Source organism: Streptococcus devriesei DSM 19639 (assembly GCF_000423725.1).
Classification (GTDB): Bacteria; Bacillota; Bacilli; order Lactobacillales; family Streptococcaceae; genus Streptococcus; species Streptococcus devriesei.
The window spans coordinates 566,390-583,879 of record NZ_KE384084.1 but is presented as its reverse complement, the minus strand read 5'-3'; the positions used below and the strand labels follow the sequence as shown (position 1 = coordinate 583,879).

Genomic DNA, 17,490 nt, shown 5'->3' with positions numbered 1-17,490 from the left:
AGTATATGTTTACAGAAGATCTTATCTTTCTTGATGAGTCATTGGCAACAAGTACAGAAGTGCTGACCTTTAGTTTCAATCAATTAAGACGCCTGGGCTATGTACAGGAAGGCTATCTTGCGTCCATTTTGAAAAGAGAAAAAGAATTTGCGACAGGATTGATGACGCATGCGGGTATTCATATTGCCATGCCGCATACAGAAACAAAATATGCTGAAAAAGAAGGGGTGGTCTTTATACGCTTAAAAAACGAGGTAACCTTTCGGCACATGGTTGACCCTGATGAAGAGGTCAAAACACGGCTGATTTTCAATATTGTTGTTAAAAATCCTAAAAATCAGGTCATTTTTTTGACTAAGCTGATGAAATTGTTCCAGAGTGAGGAGCTGCTTAATTATCTGCTGACTGCGACAGATAAAACGGATATCGTAAAAACACTACAGCAATTTATCAACAAACAATAATAATGGATGATACGGCGTCAGTTTCCTATTTTTATAGGGACTTGAAACGCCCTTAGTATCTTATGTAACTGAACACGAGCTGCGAGCTGTGCCAAAAAGACAGCTTCTCCTAGAGTCCTGTGACACTTCGTCGAACCTGCTATTTTGCCTTTGCTCGCCTAAGCTCTTTGTATCTTATGTAACTGAACACGGGCTAAAAGCGTCGAGAAAAAGACAGCCTGCCTTGTGCGCCAGCGCACAGCGTTAGGCTCCTATTTTCTTCTCGCTTTCTTAACGCCCTTAATATCTTAAATAAAGGAGAAGCATCATGAAAAAAGTTATTGTAGCCTGCGGCGGAGCTGTCGCAACCTCAACAGTGGCAGCAAACAGAATTAAAGAACTTTGCGATAAGAACGGCATTGATCTTGACTTGGTGCAGTGCCGCATCAGTGAAATTGAATCGCATTTGTCGGGAACAGACCTGATTTGCACCACCATGCGTGTTAAGAAGACCTATGGAGACATTCCGGTTTTAACCGTTATGGGCTTTATTTCGGGTATCAACGAGGAAAAGCTGGAAGAGGATATCTTGAACTATTTACAGTAAAATGTAAGCGTTTTAAAAGAAAGAGGGTTAACTCATGGCATTTTTACAATACATTATTGACTTAGGGGCATCTGTCATGCTGCCGCTGGTTATTTTTATCATCGCCGTTTGTTTTGGAATTAAAGTCGGCAAAGCTTTTTATTCTGCCATTTCAATTGGGATAGGTTTTGTCGGTATAGGTATTATCGTTGACTTTATGCAAGCCAGCATTGGTCCTGCAGCTAAAGCAATGGCTGAAAATTTCGGATTAAGTCTCAAGGTTGTAGACGTCGGCTGGCCGGGTATGTCACCAATTACCTGGGCAAGTAAGATTGCTTTAATTGCTATTCCAATTGCCATTTTAGTCAATATTGTCATGCTGCTTTTAAAGATGACTCGTGTGGTCAATGTTGATATCTGGAATGTATGGCACATGACTTTTACCGGAGCTATTGCCTATGTAGCGACGGGTAACTATTGGATTGGGATTCTTGGTGTTATTGTTCACGCTGCCCTTGCTTATAAATTTGGTGACTGGTTCCGCTATGATACTGAAGAGTATTTTGGACTGGAAGGTATTGCGGTACCGCACGGAACATCGGCTTATATGGCACCATTTGCAGTGATGGTGGATGCCTTAATCAGTAAAATTCCGGGACTTAATAAGATTACTATTGACAGTGACAAAATTGAAAAACGTTTGGGAATCTTTGGACAGCCCGTTATTGTAGCCTTTTTCCTAGGTATCATTATTGGGATTTTAGCCGGCTATGATGTTAAGGCCATCCTTCAGTTGGCGATCAAAGTTGCTGCTGTCATTTCATTGATGCCTAAGGTTATCAAACCAATTATGGAAGGCTTGATGCCCATTTCAGAAGTTGTCAAGGAAAGACTTTCCAAACGGTTTAAGGGCAGTGAATTTCTTATCGGCTTGGATCCGGCGATTTTGCTTGGTGATCCTACCGTGGTTTCTGCAGGTTTGATTTTTATTCCGCTCAGCATCGTTATCGCGCTTCTTGTACCGGGCAACCAAGTTTTGCCATTTGGGGACTTGGCAACCATTGGTTTCTTTATTGCCATGGGGGTTGCGGTGCATCATGGGAATTTGTTTAGAACCTTAATTTCTGGCTCGGTTATTATGTATATTACCGTTTGGATTGCGAATCAGTCTGTTGGTCTGACAACTAAGCTGGCACAAACGACAGGGACCCTATCTGATTCAGGCGGTAAAGTTGCAGCGCTTGACCAAGGAGGCTCACCGATTACTTACATCTTTACGCAGCTGTTCCACATGACAAATGCTTTGGGATTTGCCATCATTGCTGTGATTTATGCAATCGGACTGTATATGACCTGGGCTCGCTTTAAAAAATTACAAAAAGCTAGAGAAAGTAAGTAAAACGTACAAAAGATTAATGGAAAGAAGATGATTGATGATGAAGGCAGCAGTTTTGGTGGAGAACAATAAGATTGAGATACAAGACATTGATAAACCAATCCTTAAAAACAAAGGAGACGTCTTAGTAAGAGTTGCCTATACGGGTATTTGCGGATCAGACTATGTTCGTTTCTTTGAAAATCAAGCTAAATTTTATCCGATTATTTTGACTCATGAATTTTCAGGTATTGTGGAAGCGAGCAATTCTGCTAATTACCGTGCAGGCGACAAAGTAGCAATTATTCCTTTGAAACCGGATTTTGAAGATGAACAAAGCAAAAAAGGCAATTATTCTCTGAGTGAAAACTATGGTTTTATTGGTTCTCGCGAAAACGGCGGCTTACAGGAGTATACTGTTATTCCGGAAGAAAACCTCGTGCCTATTCCAGAAAATATTGACCTTCGCACAGCGGCTTTTATTGAACCATTGACTGTCAGTCTCCATGGCTTTAAAGTTGCCGGCCTTAAAGATTTAATGGTCAAAAAAGCAGCTCTCATTGGTATGGGCAGTATCGGACTTTTAGCTCTTCAGGTCTTGGTGAGTTACGGCTATGATGTAACAGCCTTTGACATTAGTGATGATAAACTTGCTTTATCGCGGCAGCTAGGTGCTAAGGCTATTGTCAATACCCGCAATAAGGAAGAATTAGAAGCTGCCTATAATCAATTTGACTTTGTTATTGAAACGTCTGGGGCTAATCAAAGCTATTATATTGTCAATAAGTTAGCTGCCAAGAAAGGCAATATTTTATATATTGGAACACCGCACAAGGATCTGACGATTGATTTTCAGACTTTTGAATTGATTAACCGTAAAGAATTGACTGCGCGTGGTTCGTGGATGAACTATTCAGCTCCATGGCCCGGTGAGGAATGGACTGAAGCCGTAGAGCTCTTTCAAAAGGAGGCTATCAAGATTAATCCTTTGATTGCAGCAGAAGTCAGTCTTGAAACTTTCCCTGAGATCTTTGCAGATTACCGTGAACACAAAATTGATGGAAAAATTTTTATTACAGTAAAGGGGGGAAATTAATGAGCGACTTGAAAAAGCTAACAACTTCAAGCGGTGTCATTTCGGCTCTGGCTATTGATCAGCGAGGTGCTCTTCGCCGGATGCTCGGTGAAGATGCTTCTCAAGAAGCATTAGAGACTTTTAAAATTTTGGTATCAGAAAATCTGACGCCTTATGCCAGTTCCATTTTACTTGATCCGGAGTTTGGTCTGCCTGCTGCTGCCAAAAAAGATAAGATGTGCGGTCTTCTTATGGCCTATGAAAAAACAGGCTATGATGCAGCAGCACCGGGCCGCCTGCCGGATCTGATTGACAATGAAAGTGTTAAACGCCTCAAAGAACAAGGAGCTGATGCCGTGAAGCTTTTAGTTTATGTGGATGTTGATGAAAATGAAGTTATTAATGATCAGAAAAAGGCCTTTGTCGAACGTGTAGGATCTGAGTGTGCCGCAGAAGATCTGCCGCTTTTTCTTGAAATTGTCACCTATGATGACGACATTTCTGATAAAAAAGAATACGCTAAAATCAAGCCTCATAAGGTGATTGAAGCCATGAAAGTCTATGCAGATCCGCGCTATAATATATCTGTTCTAAAGGTTGAAGTTCCGGTAGATATGAATTTTGTTGAAGGCTTTGGAGCTGATGCGGTCTATACTAAAAAAGAAGCGGCAGCATTTTATAAAGAACAGGCTGAGGCGACTGATCTTCCTTTTATCTTCCTAAGCGCCGGCGTTAGTGCTCAGATGTTTCGTGACACTCTTCGTTTTGCTAAAGAGAGCGGTTCAACTTTTAATGGTGTTCTCTGCGGGCGTGCAACCTGGGCAGGTGCAGCAGCAGTCTATAAAGAAGCCGGAAGTGATAAGGCTGCCGATTGGCTTCAAACAAGAGGCAAGTCAAATATTACTGAGTTGGCACATTTAGTTGAGAATCTAGCGACACCCATAAAATAGACAAGCAGCCTGGCTTTTTATGAGCTGGGCTCTCTTTATTAATAAAGAAGGAGATATGATATGATTACAACGGTTACCTTGAACGCTTCAATTGATAAAGCTTATTATCTGGATAAGCCGCTGATTCCCGGCAGTGTCATGCGGGTTAAAAAGACCATCAATACTGCTGGCGGTAAGGGTCTGAATGTTGCTAAGATTATTAAACTATGCGGGAACTCCGTGACGGCAACAGGCCTGATAGGAGGTTTCAACGGTCATTATCTGGAAGATCTATTGCAAAAGGCTCATATTCCTTTTGAATTTACTGAAATTGCCGGCGAAACGAGGAGCTGTATCAATATTCTTGAATCAGCTTACGGTTCAACAGAATTTTTGGAAGAAGGCTGTGAGGTATTAGAGTCTGAAATGGTTGATTTTATGATGACTTATCGAAGACTTCTAAGTAAATCAGATGTTGTTGTCATTTCGGGAAGTATTCCCAAAGGGGCTGATGATGCGATTTATGCAGTATTAATTGAACTTGCTAAAAAGTCACATAAGAAAGTGATTTTGGATAGCAGCGGTTCTTCCTTTAAAAAAGGGCTAATGGCTAAACCAACTTTGGTAAAACCAAATAAAGATGAGCTTGAAGCCTTTTTCAATGTCAAACTTAGCAGTTTTGAAGAGATAGTCAAATATGCTAAAAAATTAGCGGCAATCGGCATTGATTATGTGGCTGTATCCTTAGGAAGTGATGGTGCTCTTCTTATTCATCAAGGCATTGTTTATCGGGCGGCTGCGCCTCAGATTGATCCTGTAAATACAGTCGGCTGCGGTGATGCGATGGTTGGTGCTTTTGCTGTCGGCCTTGAAAAAAATAAGACTCCTAAAGACTGTCTGCGTTATGCTGTGGCAGCAGGAACAGCCAATGCTTTGTCGCCAAGTACAGGTGATTTCAAGCAGGAAGATTTGGACTGGATTTATCAGGAAGTTCAAGTAGAAATTTTGGATGTTTAGCAGATTCGACAGGGATTTTTTGAATTTTTGACAAGGTTTATGAGGAATGCCAGAACCATTTGTCACTAATTGACAGCGCTGCCAAAAAGCTTTATAATCTTTATGCAGCTGCTGTTTACTGCAGAAGCTTTTTAGTATTGTCATCCATTCCTGCTGTAGCGTTAAAGGAGATTACATGAAGGCCTTTTATCAATTACTTAAGGAAAAATTTCCCACCAGAGCAGATATTCTGACTGAAATTATCAATCTGGAAGCGATCTGCCATCTGCCTAAAGGAACTGAACATTTTGTCAGCGACTTACACGGGGAATATCCTGCTTTTGACTATATTTTAAGAACCTGCTCGGGTTCTATTAAATCTAAAATTCAGGAATGTTTTGACCTCTATCAGCTGTCTGCCATAAACGCTCAAGAGTTCTGCCTCTTTGTTTACTATCCCGAACAAAAAATAGCGTTTGATAAAGAGGATCTTTCCCACGATGCTCTGCAGGAAAAACTGATTGCCTTGCTGCCTATTCAGATCCAGGTGCTTAAATACCTTGGCAACAAGTACACGCGCTCCAAGGTTCGCAAAAGCCTGCCGGCTAATTTTGCTTATATTATTGAAGAACTCTTGGCAGAAATTGAAAGAAACCCTGATAAGGAAAGCTACTTTGATGCAATCATTGACAAGATTACCGAACTTAACCAGTTGGAGGAGCTCGTCATTGCTCTGTCCTATGTCATTCAGCGTTTGGCTGTGGATGTCTTGCATGTTGTCGGTGATATTTATGACCGCGGCAAATACCCTGATATTATTTTGGACCGTCTTGAAAAACTGCCCAATGTTGATATTCAATGGGGCAACCATGACATTACCTGGATGGGCGCTGTTTCGGGCTCTTATGTCTGTATGATCAATGTCATTCGCATTGCTGCCAGGTATAATAATTTAACTTTGATTGAAGACCGCTACGGCATCAATCTGAGAAAACTGGTTGACTACAGCCGCAAGTATTACCAGCCTGTAGCAGCCTTTGATCCTATTTTAGATGAAGGACGGCTGTCTCAGGAAGATAGTGACTTACTAAATCTTGTTCGGCAGGCTGCGGCTATCCTGCAATTTAAATTGGAAAGCCGCTTAATTCACCGCCGGCCGGATTTTCAGCTGGAACACCGTCAGGTTTTGGACATGATAGACTATGCGAATAAGACAATTTGCCTAAATGGCAAAACCTATGCCCTGTCGGATTTTAACAGCAGCCGGATTGTGCCTGACAAGCCCTATGCACTAGATGCAGAAGAAGAGAAACTTCTGCAGCAGCTGATGCATGCTTTTCAGACATCAGAAGGCTTGAAGCGCCATGTTGATTTTTTATTTGAAAAAGGTTCCATGTATTTGCAGTACAATGGCAATCTGCTTTTTCACGGCTGCATTCCTCTGCATGAAAACGGTGATTTTAAATCACTGAAAATCAAGGACAGCAGCTATTCCGGCAAGGCACTTTTGGATTTTTATGAGAAAGAAATTCGCCAGTCTTATCGGCATCCCAATAAACATGAGGATTTTTCGACGGATCTGTTTTGGTATCTCTGGATAGGTGAAAACTCCTCTCTTTTCGGCAAAAAAGCCATGACAACGTTTGAGCGGTATTTTATCGAGGATAAGGCCACACATGAAGAAATCAAAAATCCTTATTATCGCCTGCGAAATAAAGAGAGTGTCTGCCGGGATATCTTGAAAGAATTCGGCCTGAATGAGGAGGGGCATATTATCAACGGTCACACGCCTGTGAAGGAAAAAGACGGTGAAAACCCTGTTAAGGCAGGCGGTAAAATGCTTGTCATTGACGGCGGTTTTGCCAAAGCCTACCAAAAGAAAACAGGCCTTGCAGGCTATACCCTAGTTTTTAACAGCTACGGCATGCTGCTGGTGGCTCATCAGCCTTTTACCAACAGTCAGGACGTTTTAATGGGCAAGTACGATATCCTTTCGACCAGACGTTTAGTTGAAGAGTCCAGCCGCCGTATTTTAGTCAAAGATACCAATATCGGCCATCGTATTTGCGATGAAATCAAGCATTTAGAGTACCTTTATCAGCATTTTGATAAGTATTAAAATGCTGATTCTAAGAAATCTTAAAGACTGCCGTAATCAGCGCAGGCAGAGAGAGCAGACAAACTCCCAAAACTAAATTCTCTCTAAAATTTCATCATAGAATAGTATCACTTCCCATTTTTGTAAAATGATATAGAAACGATCAAAACCTAACCCGATACTTTCCGATGTAGCAAAAGAGGCAGAAACATTGAGTTTCTGCCTCTCGGAGATTTTGAGACCTAGGCTCAAAATCTTAATTGAACACGGGCTGCGGATTGTGGCAAAAAGATAAGTCCGCCTAGAATCTTAACGATTCCGCGTCGAACTCCCTATTTTGCCTTTATCCGCAGACGCCCTTTGTATCTTGAACTTAGGTATGGAATTCCGAAGGAAGTCGCTGCGACGATTGCCGTTAGAAATCGATATTATTTCTAACGGCAATCTAATGCAAAACCTAGTCAAGAGCTATAGCCTTGGCGTTTGGTTTTGCCGTCCGTGCTACCTAAGGAAAGTATCATAATAAAATATTACTTTTTGAGAAAATAGACTTTTTCTTCAGTCTGAGCAGACAGGGACTCATGAGTGCCTGTCTGCTCTCTTATTTCATGTGTTCTGGTATCGGGCCGTTTTTGATTGAGCAGTGTTTTCTCATTGCAGGTTTTTTAGCTGCTGATCGTATTGCAGTCTGCTGGTTTAGCTACAGTCATTTTTTATTTGTGACTTGCTCTCTGTTTAAAAATCCATTAAGATAGACTTATGAACATTAAAGAAGAAATCCAAAAGCTGGCCCAGGAAATCGGAATTTCAAAAATCGGTTTTACAACTGCCGATGATTTTGCTTACTTGGAAAAATCGCTGCGCGCTTCTGTTGAGGAAGGGCGTTCTTCAGGTTTTGAACATAAAAATATTGAGGAGCGGATTAAACCTAAACTCTCTTTGGCAAGTGCCAAAACAATCATTTCCATTGCTGTGGCCTATCCGCACAGGCTGCCTGTGAAACCGCCTAAAACACAGTACCGGCGCGGCAAGATTACTCCTAACAGCTGGGGTCTGGACTATCACTATGTTTTGCAGGATAAGCTCAAACGTTTGGCAGAAGGCATCGAAAAGCTGACTGAAAATTTTGAGTATAAAGGAATGGTGGACACCGGAGCGCTTGTTGATACGGCCGTGGCTCAGCGGGCCGGCATTGGTTTTATCGGCAAAAACGGCTTGGTCATTTCTAAAGAATTCGGTTCCTACATGTATCTGGGAGAATTGATCACCAATCTGGAGATCGAGCCGGACAGTCCTGTAGATTATGCCTGCGGTGACTGCCGCCGCTGTCTGGATGCCTGTCCGACGTCCTGTTTGCTGGGGGATGGCAGCATGAACGCTAAGCGCTGTCTTTCCTTTCAGACACAGGATAAGGGCATGATGGATCTGGAATTCAGAAAGAAAATTAAGACAGTCATTTATGGCTGTGATATTTGCCAGATTTGCTGCCCCTATAATAAAGGGCTCAATAACTCCTTGGCCAGTCCTATCGATCCTGATTTGGCAGAACCAGAATTAATTCCTTTTTTAAATTTATCTAACAGTCAGTTTACGAAAAAATTCGGCAGGATTGCCGGTTCCTGGCGGGGAAAGAATATTTTGCAGCGCAACGCCATCATTGCTCTGGCTAATGCCTATGATAAAAGTGCCGTCGTGAAGCTTCTGGAAATCATTGACAGCAGCCAAAATCCTATTCATCGGGCAACAGCCATCTGGGCTTTGGGAGAGATTGTCAAAAAACCGACAGAAGAATTGCGGGACTTTATTTTAAGCATTGATTCAGAAAATGACGATATCATAAAAGAAAGAAATGCCCTGATTAATAGATGGCAATTTTAAATGAACTATGTTAGAATAAAACAGATACTGGAAAATGAGGTATGAAATATGGATATGGCAGAAATGCGCCAAAAATTAGCAGAAAATAAAGAGAAGCTGACTGGCTTTCGGAGGTCTCTTTGACTTAGATCGCTTGGAAGAAGAGATTGCTCTCTTAGAAAATCGGATGACCGAACCTGACTTTTGGGATGACAATAATGCTGCTCAAAAGACTTCACAAGAGCTAAGCGACTTAAAACTCAAGTATGACACTTTTCATAACATGGAGAATTTATCCGACGAAGCTGAGATTTTATATGAATTAGCAGAAGAAGAGCCCTCAATGCAGGCTGACTTGGAAGAAAGTTTGGAAAAGCTGGACAAGATGATGACCAGCTATGAAATGACGCTTCTTTTATCAGAACCCTATGATGCAAATAATGCTATCTTGGAAATTCACCCGGGTTCCGGCGGCACAGAAGCTCAGGACTGGGGAGACATGCTGCTGCGGATGTATACCCGTTTTGGCAACAGCAAAAATTTCAAAGTCGAAGTCTTAGATTATCAAGCGGGCGATGAAGCCGGCATTAAATCTGTAACCCTGTCCTTTGAAGGGCCTAATGCTTATGGTCTTTTGAAGTCAGAAATGGGGGTTCACCGTTTGGTAAGAATCTCACCGTTTGACTCGGCTAAACGCCGTCACACCTCCTTTGCCTCTGTTGAAGTCATGCCTGAACTGGATGATACGATTGAAGTAGATATTCGGGATGAAGATATCAAAATGGATACCTTTCGTTCCGGCGGCGCCGGCGGGCAAAATGTCAATAAGGTGTCAACAGGTGTCCGTCTGACTCATATACCGACTGGTATCGTGGTGGCTTCGACAGTTGACCGTACGCAATACGGCAACCGTGACCGGGCCATGAAAATGCTGCAGGCTAAACTTTATCAGCTGGAGCAGGAAAAGAAGGCTCAGGAAGTAGATGCCCTTAAAGGTGATAAAAAAGAAATTACTTGGGGCAGTCAGATCCGCTCTTATGTTTTCACCCCCTATACCATGGTGAAAGACCACCGCACAGGCTATGAAGTTGCGCAGGTTGACAAGGTTATGGACGGTGACTTGGATGGCTTTATTGATGCCTTTTTGAAATGGCGTATGGAGTAGAAAACTGGTTTTTACAAAGGAGAGCTATTCTCCAAAGATATTATTAAAGAAAAGGAAACGCAAGACATGGCATTAATTCAAATGAAGGGTGTTACAAAAAAGTATCACCGCAGTACAACTGCCTTGAGGAATATTTCACTTTCTGTCAATCGAGGTGAATTTGTCTATCTGGTAGGCCCGTCAGGCGCGGGGAAATCAACTCTCATCAGACTGCTCTACCGGGAAGAAAGAACAACCAAGGGCTCTCTTAAGGTCGGTAAATTTAATCTGGCCAAAATGAAAAAGCGGGAAGTTCCTATTTTGCGCCGCAGCATCGGCGTCGTCTTTCAGGACTATAAACTTTTGCCCAATAAAACAGTGTTTGAAAACATTGCTTTTGCGATGGAAGTTATCGGTGAAAAGCCGCGTGTGATTAAAAAACGTGTAACGGAAGTCCTTGATTTGGTAGGACTCAAGCATAAAATGCGTTCTTTTCCTGATCAGCTCTCAGGCGGGGAACAGCAGCGGGTTGCAATTGCCAGAGCTATTGTCAATAATCCTCAGGTTCTGATTGCTGACGAACCGACAGGAAATCTGGACCCTGAAATTTCATGGGAAATCATGCAGTTGCTGGAACGCATCAATCTTCAAGGAACGACTGTTTTGATGGCAACCCATAACCGCCAGATTGTAGATACACTTCGCCACCGTGTGGTTGCCATTGAAGACGGCCGCATTGTCCGCGACGAAGAGGAAGGAGATTACGGATATAATGATTAGAAGATTTTTCCGTCACTTATGGCAGTCCATTAAAAATATCAAGCGCAATGGCTGGATGTCTATTGCAGCCATCACTTCTGTAGCGATTACCCTGACTTTGGTCGGCATCTTTGCAGCTTTTCTCTTGAATACCGAAAAATTAGCATCCGGTATTGAAAAAAATGTTCAGATTAACACTTATTTGCAGGTCGATTCTAAAGATAATGTGCAGTCTTATGTTGACCCGAACAATTCAAACAAAAAAATTAATAACCCTGATTACCACAAGGTTTATGATCAGATCAAAAAGCTCAAAAATGTTAAAACGATTACCTTTTCGAGCAAGGATGAGCAATTAGAAAAATTAAAGAAAACAATGGGTGATGACTGGACCTTGTTTGACGGGGATTCCAATCCCTTGTACGATGTTTACATTGTGCAGACAACCTCACCTCGCAAGGTTAAAACAGTAGCCAAGGCCATCAATAAAATTTCAGGTGTTGATTCAGTAGCTTACGGCGGTACTGATACAGACCGTATCTTTGGGCTTGCCAGCTTCATTCGGACTTGGGGGCTTGTCGGAACAGCTCTTTTGGTCCTAGTTGCTATCTTCCTGATTTCTAATACCATTCGAATCACTATCCTTTCCCGCCGCAATGAAATTCAAATCATGCGTCTGGTTGGTGCTAAAAACGGTTATATCAGAATGCCTTTCTTCTTTGAAGGAGCTTGGGTCGGACTGCTCGGAGCTATTGTTCCGTCGTTGATTGTCTATTACCTGTATCAATTTGCTTTTGACCAGTTTAACCCTAACTTAGCCACCCAAAACCTGTCTCTTTATGAGCCTAATCCATTTGCCTTTTACCTGATTGGCGCAATGTTTGTCATCGGTATTATCATTGGATCTATCGGTTCGGTTCTGTCAATGAGACGTTTCTTAAAGATATAACAAAAAAAGCCTGCAAGGCTTCAGACTGAAGAAAAAGTCTATTTTCTCAAAAAGTAATATTTTGTTATGATACTTTCCTTAGGTAGCGCGGACGGCAAAACCAAACGCCAACGCTATAGCTTTTGACTAGGTTTTGCATTAGATTGCCATTAGAAATAGTATCGATTTCTAATGGCAATCGTCGCAGCGACTTCCTTCGGAATTCCATATCTAGATTTTGAGCCTAGGTCTCAAAATCTCCGAGAGGCAGAAACAGTGAGTTTCTGCCTCTTTTGCTACATTGGAAAGTATCAGGTTAGGCTTTGATCGTTTCTATATCATTTTATAAAAATGAAAAGTAATATTATTCTATGATAAAATTTGAGAGAGAATTTAGTTTTGGGAGTTTGTCTACAACCTGAACAAAAAAAGCCTGCAAGGCTTTTTTGTTATGGCAATACGTATTAAAAAACAGCTGATAAAGAAAATAATAGCAGCTTTAATTCGTTTTGCTTATAAATTGATCAATCAGCTGAATGATGCGCAGCTGCTGTTTTTTGGCACTTATCGTTGCGGTGCCGTCTTTTCTTTGCTGACCATATAGGCCAAAACCGCTGTGGTTGCCGCCTTTAATGGTTACATAGTGTGTCTTTTGCGGAAGCTGCTTTTTTGCTTTTTGGTAATTTTTCCAGTTGAGGATACGGTCTTTGCTGGCAGTAATCGATAAAACGGCTAATTCTGTCTGCCTGAAATTAGTCTTTTGTCCGGGGTAGCTGGCCAGAAAAATAAGCCCCTTGAAATGACTATCAGAGAGCCGTGTCTGAGCATTCATAGCTGCAGTAACACCGCCGAGAGAATGCCCTGCAAGGTAATAAGCCTTCAGTTTTTGGCTTTTGATGATAGCTGCCGCTTTTTTCTGAGCTAAAATCGGAAGATTGAGCGGTGCTTTTATAAGATAAACGTCATAACCTCTGTCTGATAGCCCTTCAGCTAATAAGGCGTAGCTCTTTTCATCAACTAAGGCACCATTGTAGAAGAGAAGTGTGGCCTTTTTCTTTCCCTGTGAGGCAAAAAACTCATAGTCAGCTGTCTCATGATGACGGCTGCTTTGAAGAATCTTTTGGGCCTGTCTGCTGGGCTGGTAGGTCAGATGGCGGATAGAAAAAAAGGCCAAGGCTGCCAGAAAACAGCAAAACATCAAGCATCTGAGAAAAATCTTTTTAACTGGTTTCATCAGTGAAAGAAGGGATTAAAATTCTTTTCATGGCCGATATGAGTTTCAGATCCATGTCCGGGAAAGACATGAAAGTGATTGGGCAGGGTAAAGAGCTTTTCTTTAATGCTGTTAATGAGTTCATCAAAATCACCGGTCGGCAAATCAGTACGGCCGATTGTTTCTCTAAAGAGGGCATCACCGGAAAAAACAGCTTCTTCATCATCAAAGATAAAGGAAACACTTCCCCAAGAATGGCCGGGTGTCGGAACTACTTTAAAGGTAAAACCAGATAGCTGATAAACTTTCTCATTTTCAAAGCAGAAATCAGCAGGAGCGGCGATGACATCTGCCATATCATCGTGACGGGGCAGTCCGGACAGGTTATCCACCGGGCTTCCCAGCCAAGAAGCCTCTTTTTCAGAAATATAAACGGGCGGGTGATCAAAGTTCTGACGCACTGCATCAAGGCTCATAATGTGATCATAATGTGCATGTGTCAGCAAAATAGCAGCAATCGGTTTATTGATCTTTTTTAACTGCGCCATAATGTCATCACTGTTGCTTCCCGGATCGATCAAGAGAACAGCCTGATCATTGACGAGGTAATAAGTATTTTCAAACGCAGCATCATTTAGTGTTTTTAAAATTTCCATACTTTTAGTGTAGCAAAATTAGCCTGCTTTTGAAATTAAAAAGAAGAGAATTTTTAATAAGTTTTATCACCCCCACACTCAAGCCTGTCAAGTGGGCGATTTGTCTTGATAAGCAAGCATTTCAAACTTTTTTGTCGATAGATTATAGGCAAACTTTTGAAGGCAATAGTAAGAGTTTTTGGCTGTCTGACGGGCATTAGAAAGATTCATGAATAATCAGAAAATTTTGTCATTTCCATAGAATTATCCCTAAAATTATGCTAAACTAGAAGAGTAAAAATAAAAAGAGGATTAGTTATGGACAGAAATATGAATTTTATAATGATTTCCCCCCATTTTCCGGCTAATTTTGAGACCTTTGCTCATCGCTTGTATGAAAATGGAATCAATACTTTGGGGATTGCAGACAGTCCCTATGAAGAATTAAGCCAAGGACTGCGCGACCATCTGACAGAATATTACCGCGTTGACAATATGGAGGATTATGATCAGGTTTACCGGGCTGTGGCTTATTTTGCCCACAAGTATGGAAGAATTGACCGGATTGAGTCCCATAATGAATACTGGCTGGAGCTGGATGCTCATCTGCGGACGGATTTCAACGTTTTTGGTTATAAAAATGAGGACATGCTGTCCATCAAGACCAAGGCACAGATGAAGGAAATCTTCCGTCAGACCGGTTTGAAGGTTGCCCGCGGCCGTGTCTTTACCAGTGATGATGATGCCAGAGCTCTGACCAAGGAACTTGGTTTTCCGGTTATTATCAAGCCGAATTCGGGTGTAGGAGCTTCTGATACCTATAAGATTAAATCTGAGCAAGAATTGGAAGACTTTTTCGGCTATCGCAATGCTGCAGTAGAGTACATCATGGAAGAGTTTATCGATGGGGATATTGTAACCTTTGACGGTCTGACTGACCATGAAGGAAATATTGTCTTTTATTCCAGCTTAGAGTATTCCGAAGCGGTTCTTGATACGGTAGAAAAAGATGGCGATATGTTTTATTATGTGCCGCGAGACATCGCACCTGAACTCATCAAGCTGGGTGAAAAATGTGTTGAAGCCTTTAAGGTTAAAGAGCGTTTCTTCCATTTTGAATTTTTCCGCATTAAAGAGACCAAAGAGCTGATGGCGCTGGAAGTTAACTGCCGTCCGCCGGGAGGCTTGACGATTGATATGTGGAATTATGCGGATGATTTTGATATTTTTGACCAATACGCCAAGGTGGTTAAAAATAACCAATTTACAGCAGATGTGCAGCACCGCTATAATGTCGTTTACATTTCGCGCAAAGCTAATAAACATTACGCTCATACGCTGGAAGAAATTAAAGCCAAATACGGGCACCATATCATTGATATTGAATCTGTGCCGGGCATTTTTGCGAAGATCATGGGAGAAGTCGGTATTCTAGCCCGTACAGCTACCATGGATGAACTGCGTGAGATTGTCAGCTTCGCTCAGGCCAAACAGTAAGTCTGCTGCTGCAATGATAAGGAGGCTGCTCTGTCCTGTAAAACAGAAAAACGTGACAGTGTTTCGCGTTTGCAGAGGTAGCTGCTTTCTGCTGAATTGTGCTGTTTTATAATTTTGGTATTTTAGAAAGGAAAGAAGTGCGCGCTGAAAGCTTTAAATAGGCGTCCTGCTTAAAATCGTGAGGTTGGCAGGTCTCTATTTTAAATGCTTTTGCCTGCTCTTAACATCTTATATGCACTTTGAAAGAAGAAGTCACTGGTCGGGGGAGCTCGGCCGGGAAATGTATTTTAATGTTTACGGTCATGCCGGCAAACCCATCATTGTATTTCCGTCTTCAGGCGGCAGCCAGAATGAATACGGCGATTTTGGCATGATTGAAGCCTGTCAGGATTTTATCAATCGCGGTTTGGTTAAGTTTTACACGCCTGATTCTTACGATAACGAATCCTGGCTCAGCACTTGGAAAAATGGCCATGACATGGCCTTGGCGCATGAAGCTTATGACCGTTATATCATCAACGAGCTGGTGCCGCTTATTCGCTATGAATCTAACTGGGATGGCGGTATGATTGCTACCGGCTGTTCCATGGGAGCTTTCCATACGGTGAATTTTGCCCTGCGCCATCCAGACCTATTTGATGTTTCTGTTGCCTTATCCGGTGTCTACGATGCGCGTTTTTTTACTGGTGATTTTGCCGGCGATTTAGCGGTTTATTACAATTCGCCTATTGATTATTTGTGGAATCAGAATGATCCGTGGTTTTTAGACCAATACCGCCGCAACCGTTTTATTGTGGCAGTTGGTCAGGGAGCTTGGGAAGAGCCGCATGTGATTGATACCATCCGTCTTCGGGAAGGATTTGAAGCTAAATCAATTCCGGCCTGGTTTGATTTTTGGGGGCATGATGTTGCCCATGATTGGGAATGGTGGCGCGTGCAGATGCCCTATTTCTTAGGAAAACTGGAAGAAGAAGGACGGATTTAGTTTTTCTGAATCATTTTTAAATCATATAAAAACATGACAGACTGCTGCTTATCACAGCAGCCTGTCATGTTTTTTGCTTTATTCGTTTAAGGTGAATTTTAAAAAGTCAATAAAATGATCGGCCCAGTATTTTTCATGGTGGATTTCGTTGGCCATGATATGCAAATCAATGTTTTCCATGGGATGCTTTGTGCGCAGGAGAGATTGGTAGTAGTGGAGAGTGCAGTCAATGTAGGCCTGATTCATATTGGGAGCAAAGGCTTCGTCCACTTCGTCGCCTTCCTTGGTGCCGACCTGAATGAAGACCTTGCTGGTTTTATTCAAAGGATGGTGGTCGCAAAAGCGCAGGAAATCACGTTCGCTAAACCAGGAAGCTAAGGAAAAGACGCCCAGATTGCCAAAGATATCAGGATAAGCTGCCCCCATGTAAGCAGTAATGATACCGCCCATAGATGAGCCGGCCAGTAAAGTGTTTTGGCGGTCAGATTTGGTTCTGTAATGTTCGTCAATAAAGGGCTTAACCGTATGGACTACCCAGTCACCATAGGCCATGCCATCGCCGCCGCTGCTGGCGGTTTCGGGTGTTGTTCCCACATCTGTCATCCAAGGAGCATACTCATTAAGCCGATTTGTACCGGCATTGTCAATCCCCACGATAATCAGTTTGGGAAGCTCTTTGTGCTGCTTAATGGTAGGGATAATTTTCCAAGAATAACCAGAATAAGATTCCTTGCTGTAAAAGATATTTTGACCGTCATGCATGTAGAGAACGGGGTAAGAAGCCCAGTCTTCCTTGTCGTAGTCCTTAGGCAGAAGCACCCGAATCCGTCTTTTTTCCTTATAGTATGGGACTTCTAAATAATGCTCTTTCATCTCAAGATAGTAGTTGTTCAGCTTGGTTTTCTTTTTCACAGCAGTCTCCCTTGTAAAATAGAATTAAGCCTATTATAACATAGAACATTTTGAAAAA

Annotated in this window: 16 protein-coding genes; 13 read left to right on the top strand and 3 right to left on the bottom strand. The window is 42.1% G+C overall.

Annotated elements, in window-relative coordinates:
• The first annotated feature begins 5 nt into the window (after positions 1-5).
• The 11 genes from G573_RS0108950 (at position 6) to ftsX (ending at position 12,211) form a co-directional block, all read left to right on the top strand.
• Positions 6-464, top strand: coding sequence for a PTS sugar transporter subunit IIA (locus tag G573_RS0108950; protein WP_027976411.1), 459 nt, complete (start codon positions 6-8; stop codon positions 462-464).
• 307 nt (positions 465-771) lie between these two features.
• Positions 772-1,050 (top strand): PTS galactitol transporter subunit IIB, encoded by a 279-nt coding sequence (gene gatB, locus G573_RS0108945; protein WP_245543147.1) that lies wholly within the window; start codon positions 772-774, stop codon positions 1,048-1,050.
• A gap of 34 nt (positions 1,051-1,084) precedes the next feature.
• Complete coding sequence (locus tag G573_RS0108940) at positions 1,085-2,428, top strand: PTS galactitol transporter subunit IIC (protein WP_027976409.1); 1,344 nt, start codon at positions 1,085-1,087, stop codon at positions 2,426-2,428.
• 34 nt (positions 2,429-2,462) lie between these two features.
• Positions 2,463-3,500, top strand: a complete 1,038-nt coding sequence (locus G573_RS0108935; protein WP_027976408.1) for a galactitol-1-phosphate 5-dehydrogenase — start codon at positions 2,463-2,465, stop codon at positions 3,498-3,500.
• Positions 3,500-4,429: a tagatose-bisphosphate aldolase gene (gene lacD / locus G573_RS0108930; RefSeq protein ID WP_027976407.1), complete on the top strand. Its 930-nt coding sequence runs from the start codon at positions 3,500-3,502 to the stop codon at positions 4,427-4,429. The genes G573_RS0108935 and lacD overlap by 1 nt, the downstream gene beginning before the upstream one ends.
• Positions 4,430-4,489: 60 nt before the next feature.
• On the top strand, positions 4,490-5,425 hold the full coding sequence (gene pfkB, locus G573_RS0108925) for a 1-phosphofructokinase (protein ID WP_027976406.1): 936 nt from the start codon (positions 4,490-4,492) through the stop codon (positions 5,423-5,425).
• 175 nt (positions 5,426-5,600) lie between these two features.
• Positions 5,601-7,523 (top strand): fructose-bisphosphatase class III, encoded by a 1,923-nt coding sequence (locus G573_RS0108920; RefSeq protein WP_027976405.1) that lies wholly within the window; start codon positions 5,601-5,603, stop codon positions 7,521-7,523.
• Positions 7,524-8,261: 738 nt separating this feature from the next.
• Positions 8,262-9,380: a tRNA epoxyqueuosine(34) reductase QueG gene (gene queG, locus G573_RS0108915; RefSeq protein ID WP_027976404.1), complete on the top strand. Its 1,119-nt coding sequence runs from the start codon at positions 8,262-8,264 to the stop codon at positions 9,378-9,380.
• A gap of 48 nt (positions 9,381-9,428) precedes the next feature.
• Positions 9,429-10,524, top strand: a protein-coding gene (gene prfB, locus G573_RS0108910) for a peptide chain release factor 2 (RefSeq protein ID WP_156888804.1) whose coding sequence is annotated in 2 segments (ribosomal slippage) — positions 9,429-9,500 and positions 9,502-10,524 — 1,095 coding nt in all. Because the reading frame shifts where the segments join, the coding sequence is not laid out codon by codon here.
• A gap of 66 nt (positions 10,525-10,590) precedes the next feature.
• A complete protein-coding gene (gene ftsE / locus G573_RS0108905; protein ID WP_027976402.1) occupies positions 10,591-11,283 on the top strand; it encodes a cell division ATP-binding protein FtsE in 693 nt (230 codons plus the stop codon).
• Entirely contained in the window at positions 11,276-12,211 is a 936-nt protein-coding gene (gene ftsX / locus G573_RS0108900) for a permease-like cell division protein FtsX (protein WP_027976401.1), read from the top strand. The genes ftsE and ftsX overlap by 8 nt, the downstream gene beginning before the upstream one ends.
• Before the next feature lie 478 nt (positions 12,212-12,689).
• On the opposite strand, the gene G573_RS0108895 is transcribed toward ftsX, so the two are convergent.
• Both G573_RS0108895 and G573_RS0108890 read right to left on the bottom strand, forming a co-directional pair.
• A complete protein-coding gene (locus G573_RS0108895; protein WP_245543146.1) occupies positions 12,690-13,388 on the bottom strand; it encodes an alpha/beta hydrolase in 699 nt (232 codons plus the stop codon).
• A 35-nt stretch (positions 13,389-13,423) separates the two neighbouring features.
• Complete coding sequence (locus G573_RS0108890; protein WP_027976399.1) at positions 13,424-14,059, bottom strand: MBL fold metallo-hydrolase; 636 nt, start codon at positions 14,057-14,059, stop codon at positions 13,424-13,426.
• Positions 14,060-14,356: 297 nt separating this feature from the next.
• Between G573_RS0108890 and G573_RS0108880 the strand changes: the two genes are divergently transcribed.
• Together G573_RS0108880 and G573_RS0108875 are read left to right on the top strand one after the other, a co-directional pair.
• Positions 14,357-15,535 carry an ATP-grasp domain-containing protein gene (locus G573_RS0108880; protein ID WP_027976398.1) on the top strand — a complete coding sequence of 393 codons (1,179 nt, stop codon included), beginning with the start codon at positions 14,357-14,359 and terminating at the stop codon, positions 15,533-15,535.
• Positions 15,536-15,767: 232 nt separating this feature from the next.
• Positions 15,768-16,520: an esterase family protein gene (locus tag G573_RS0108875; RefSeq protein WP_027976397.1), complete on the top strand. Its 753-nt coding sequence runs from the start codon at positions 15,768-15,770 to the stop codon at positions 16,518-16,520.
• Between the two features lie 78 nt (positions 16,521-16,598).
• Here G573_RS0108875 and G573_RS0108870 read toward each other — a convergent pair whose 3' ends face one another.
• Positions 16,599-17,432 carry an alpha/beta hydrolase gene (locus G573_RS0108870; protein WP_027976396.1) on the bottom strand — a complete coding sequence of 278 codons (834 nt, stop codon included), beginning with the start codon at positions 17,430-17,432 and terminating at the stop codon, positions 16,599-16,601.
• Positions 17,433-17,490 lie beyond the last annotated feature (58 nt).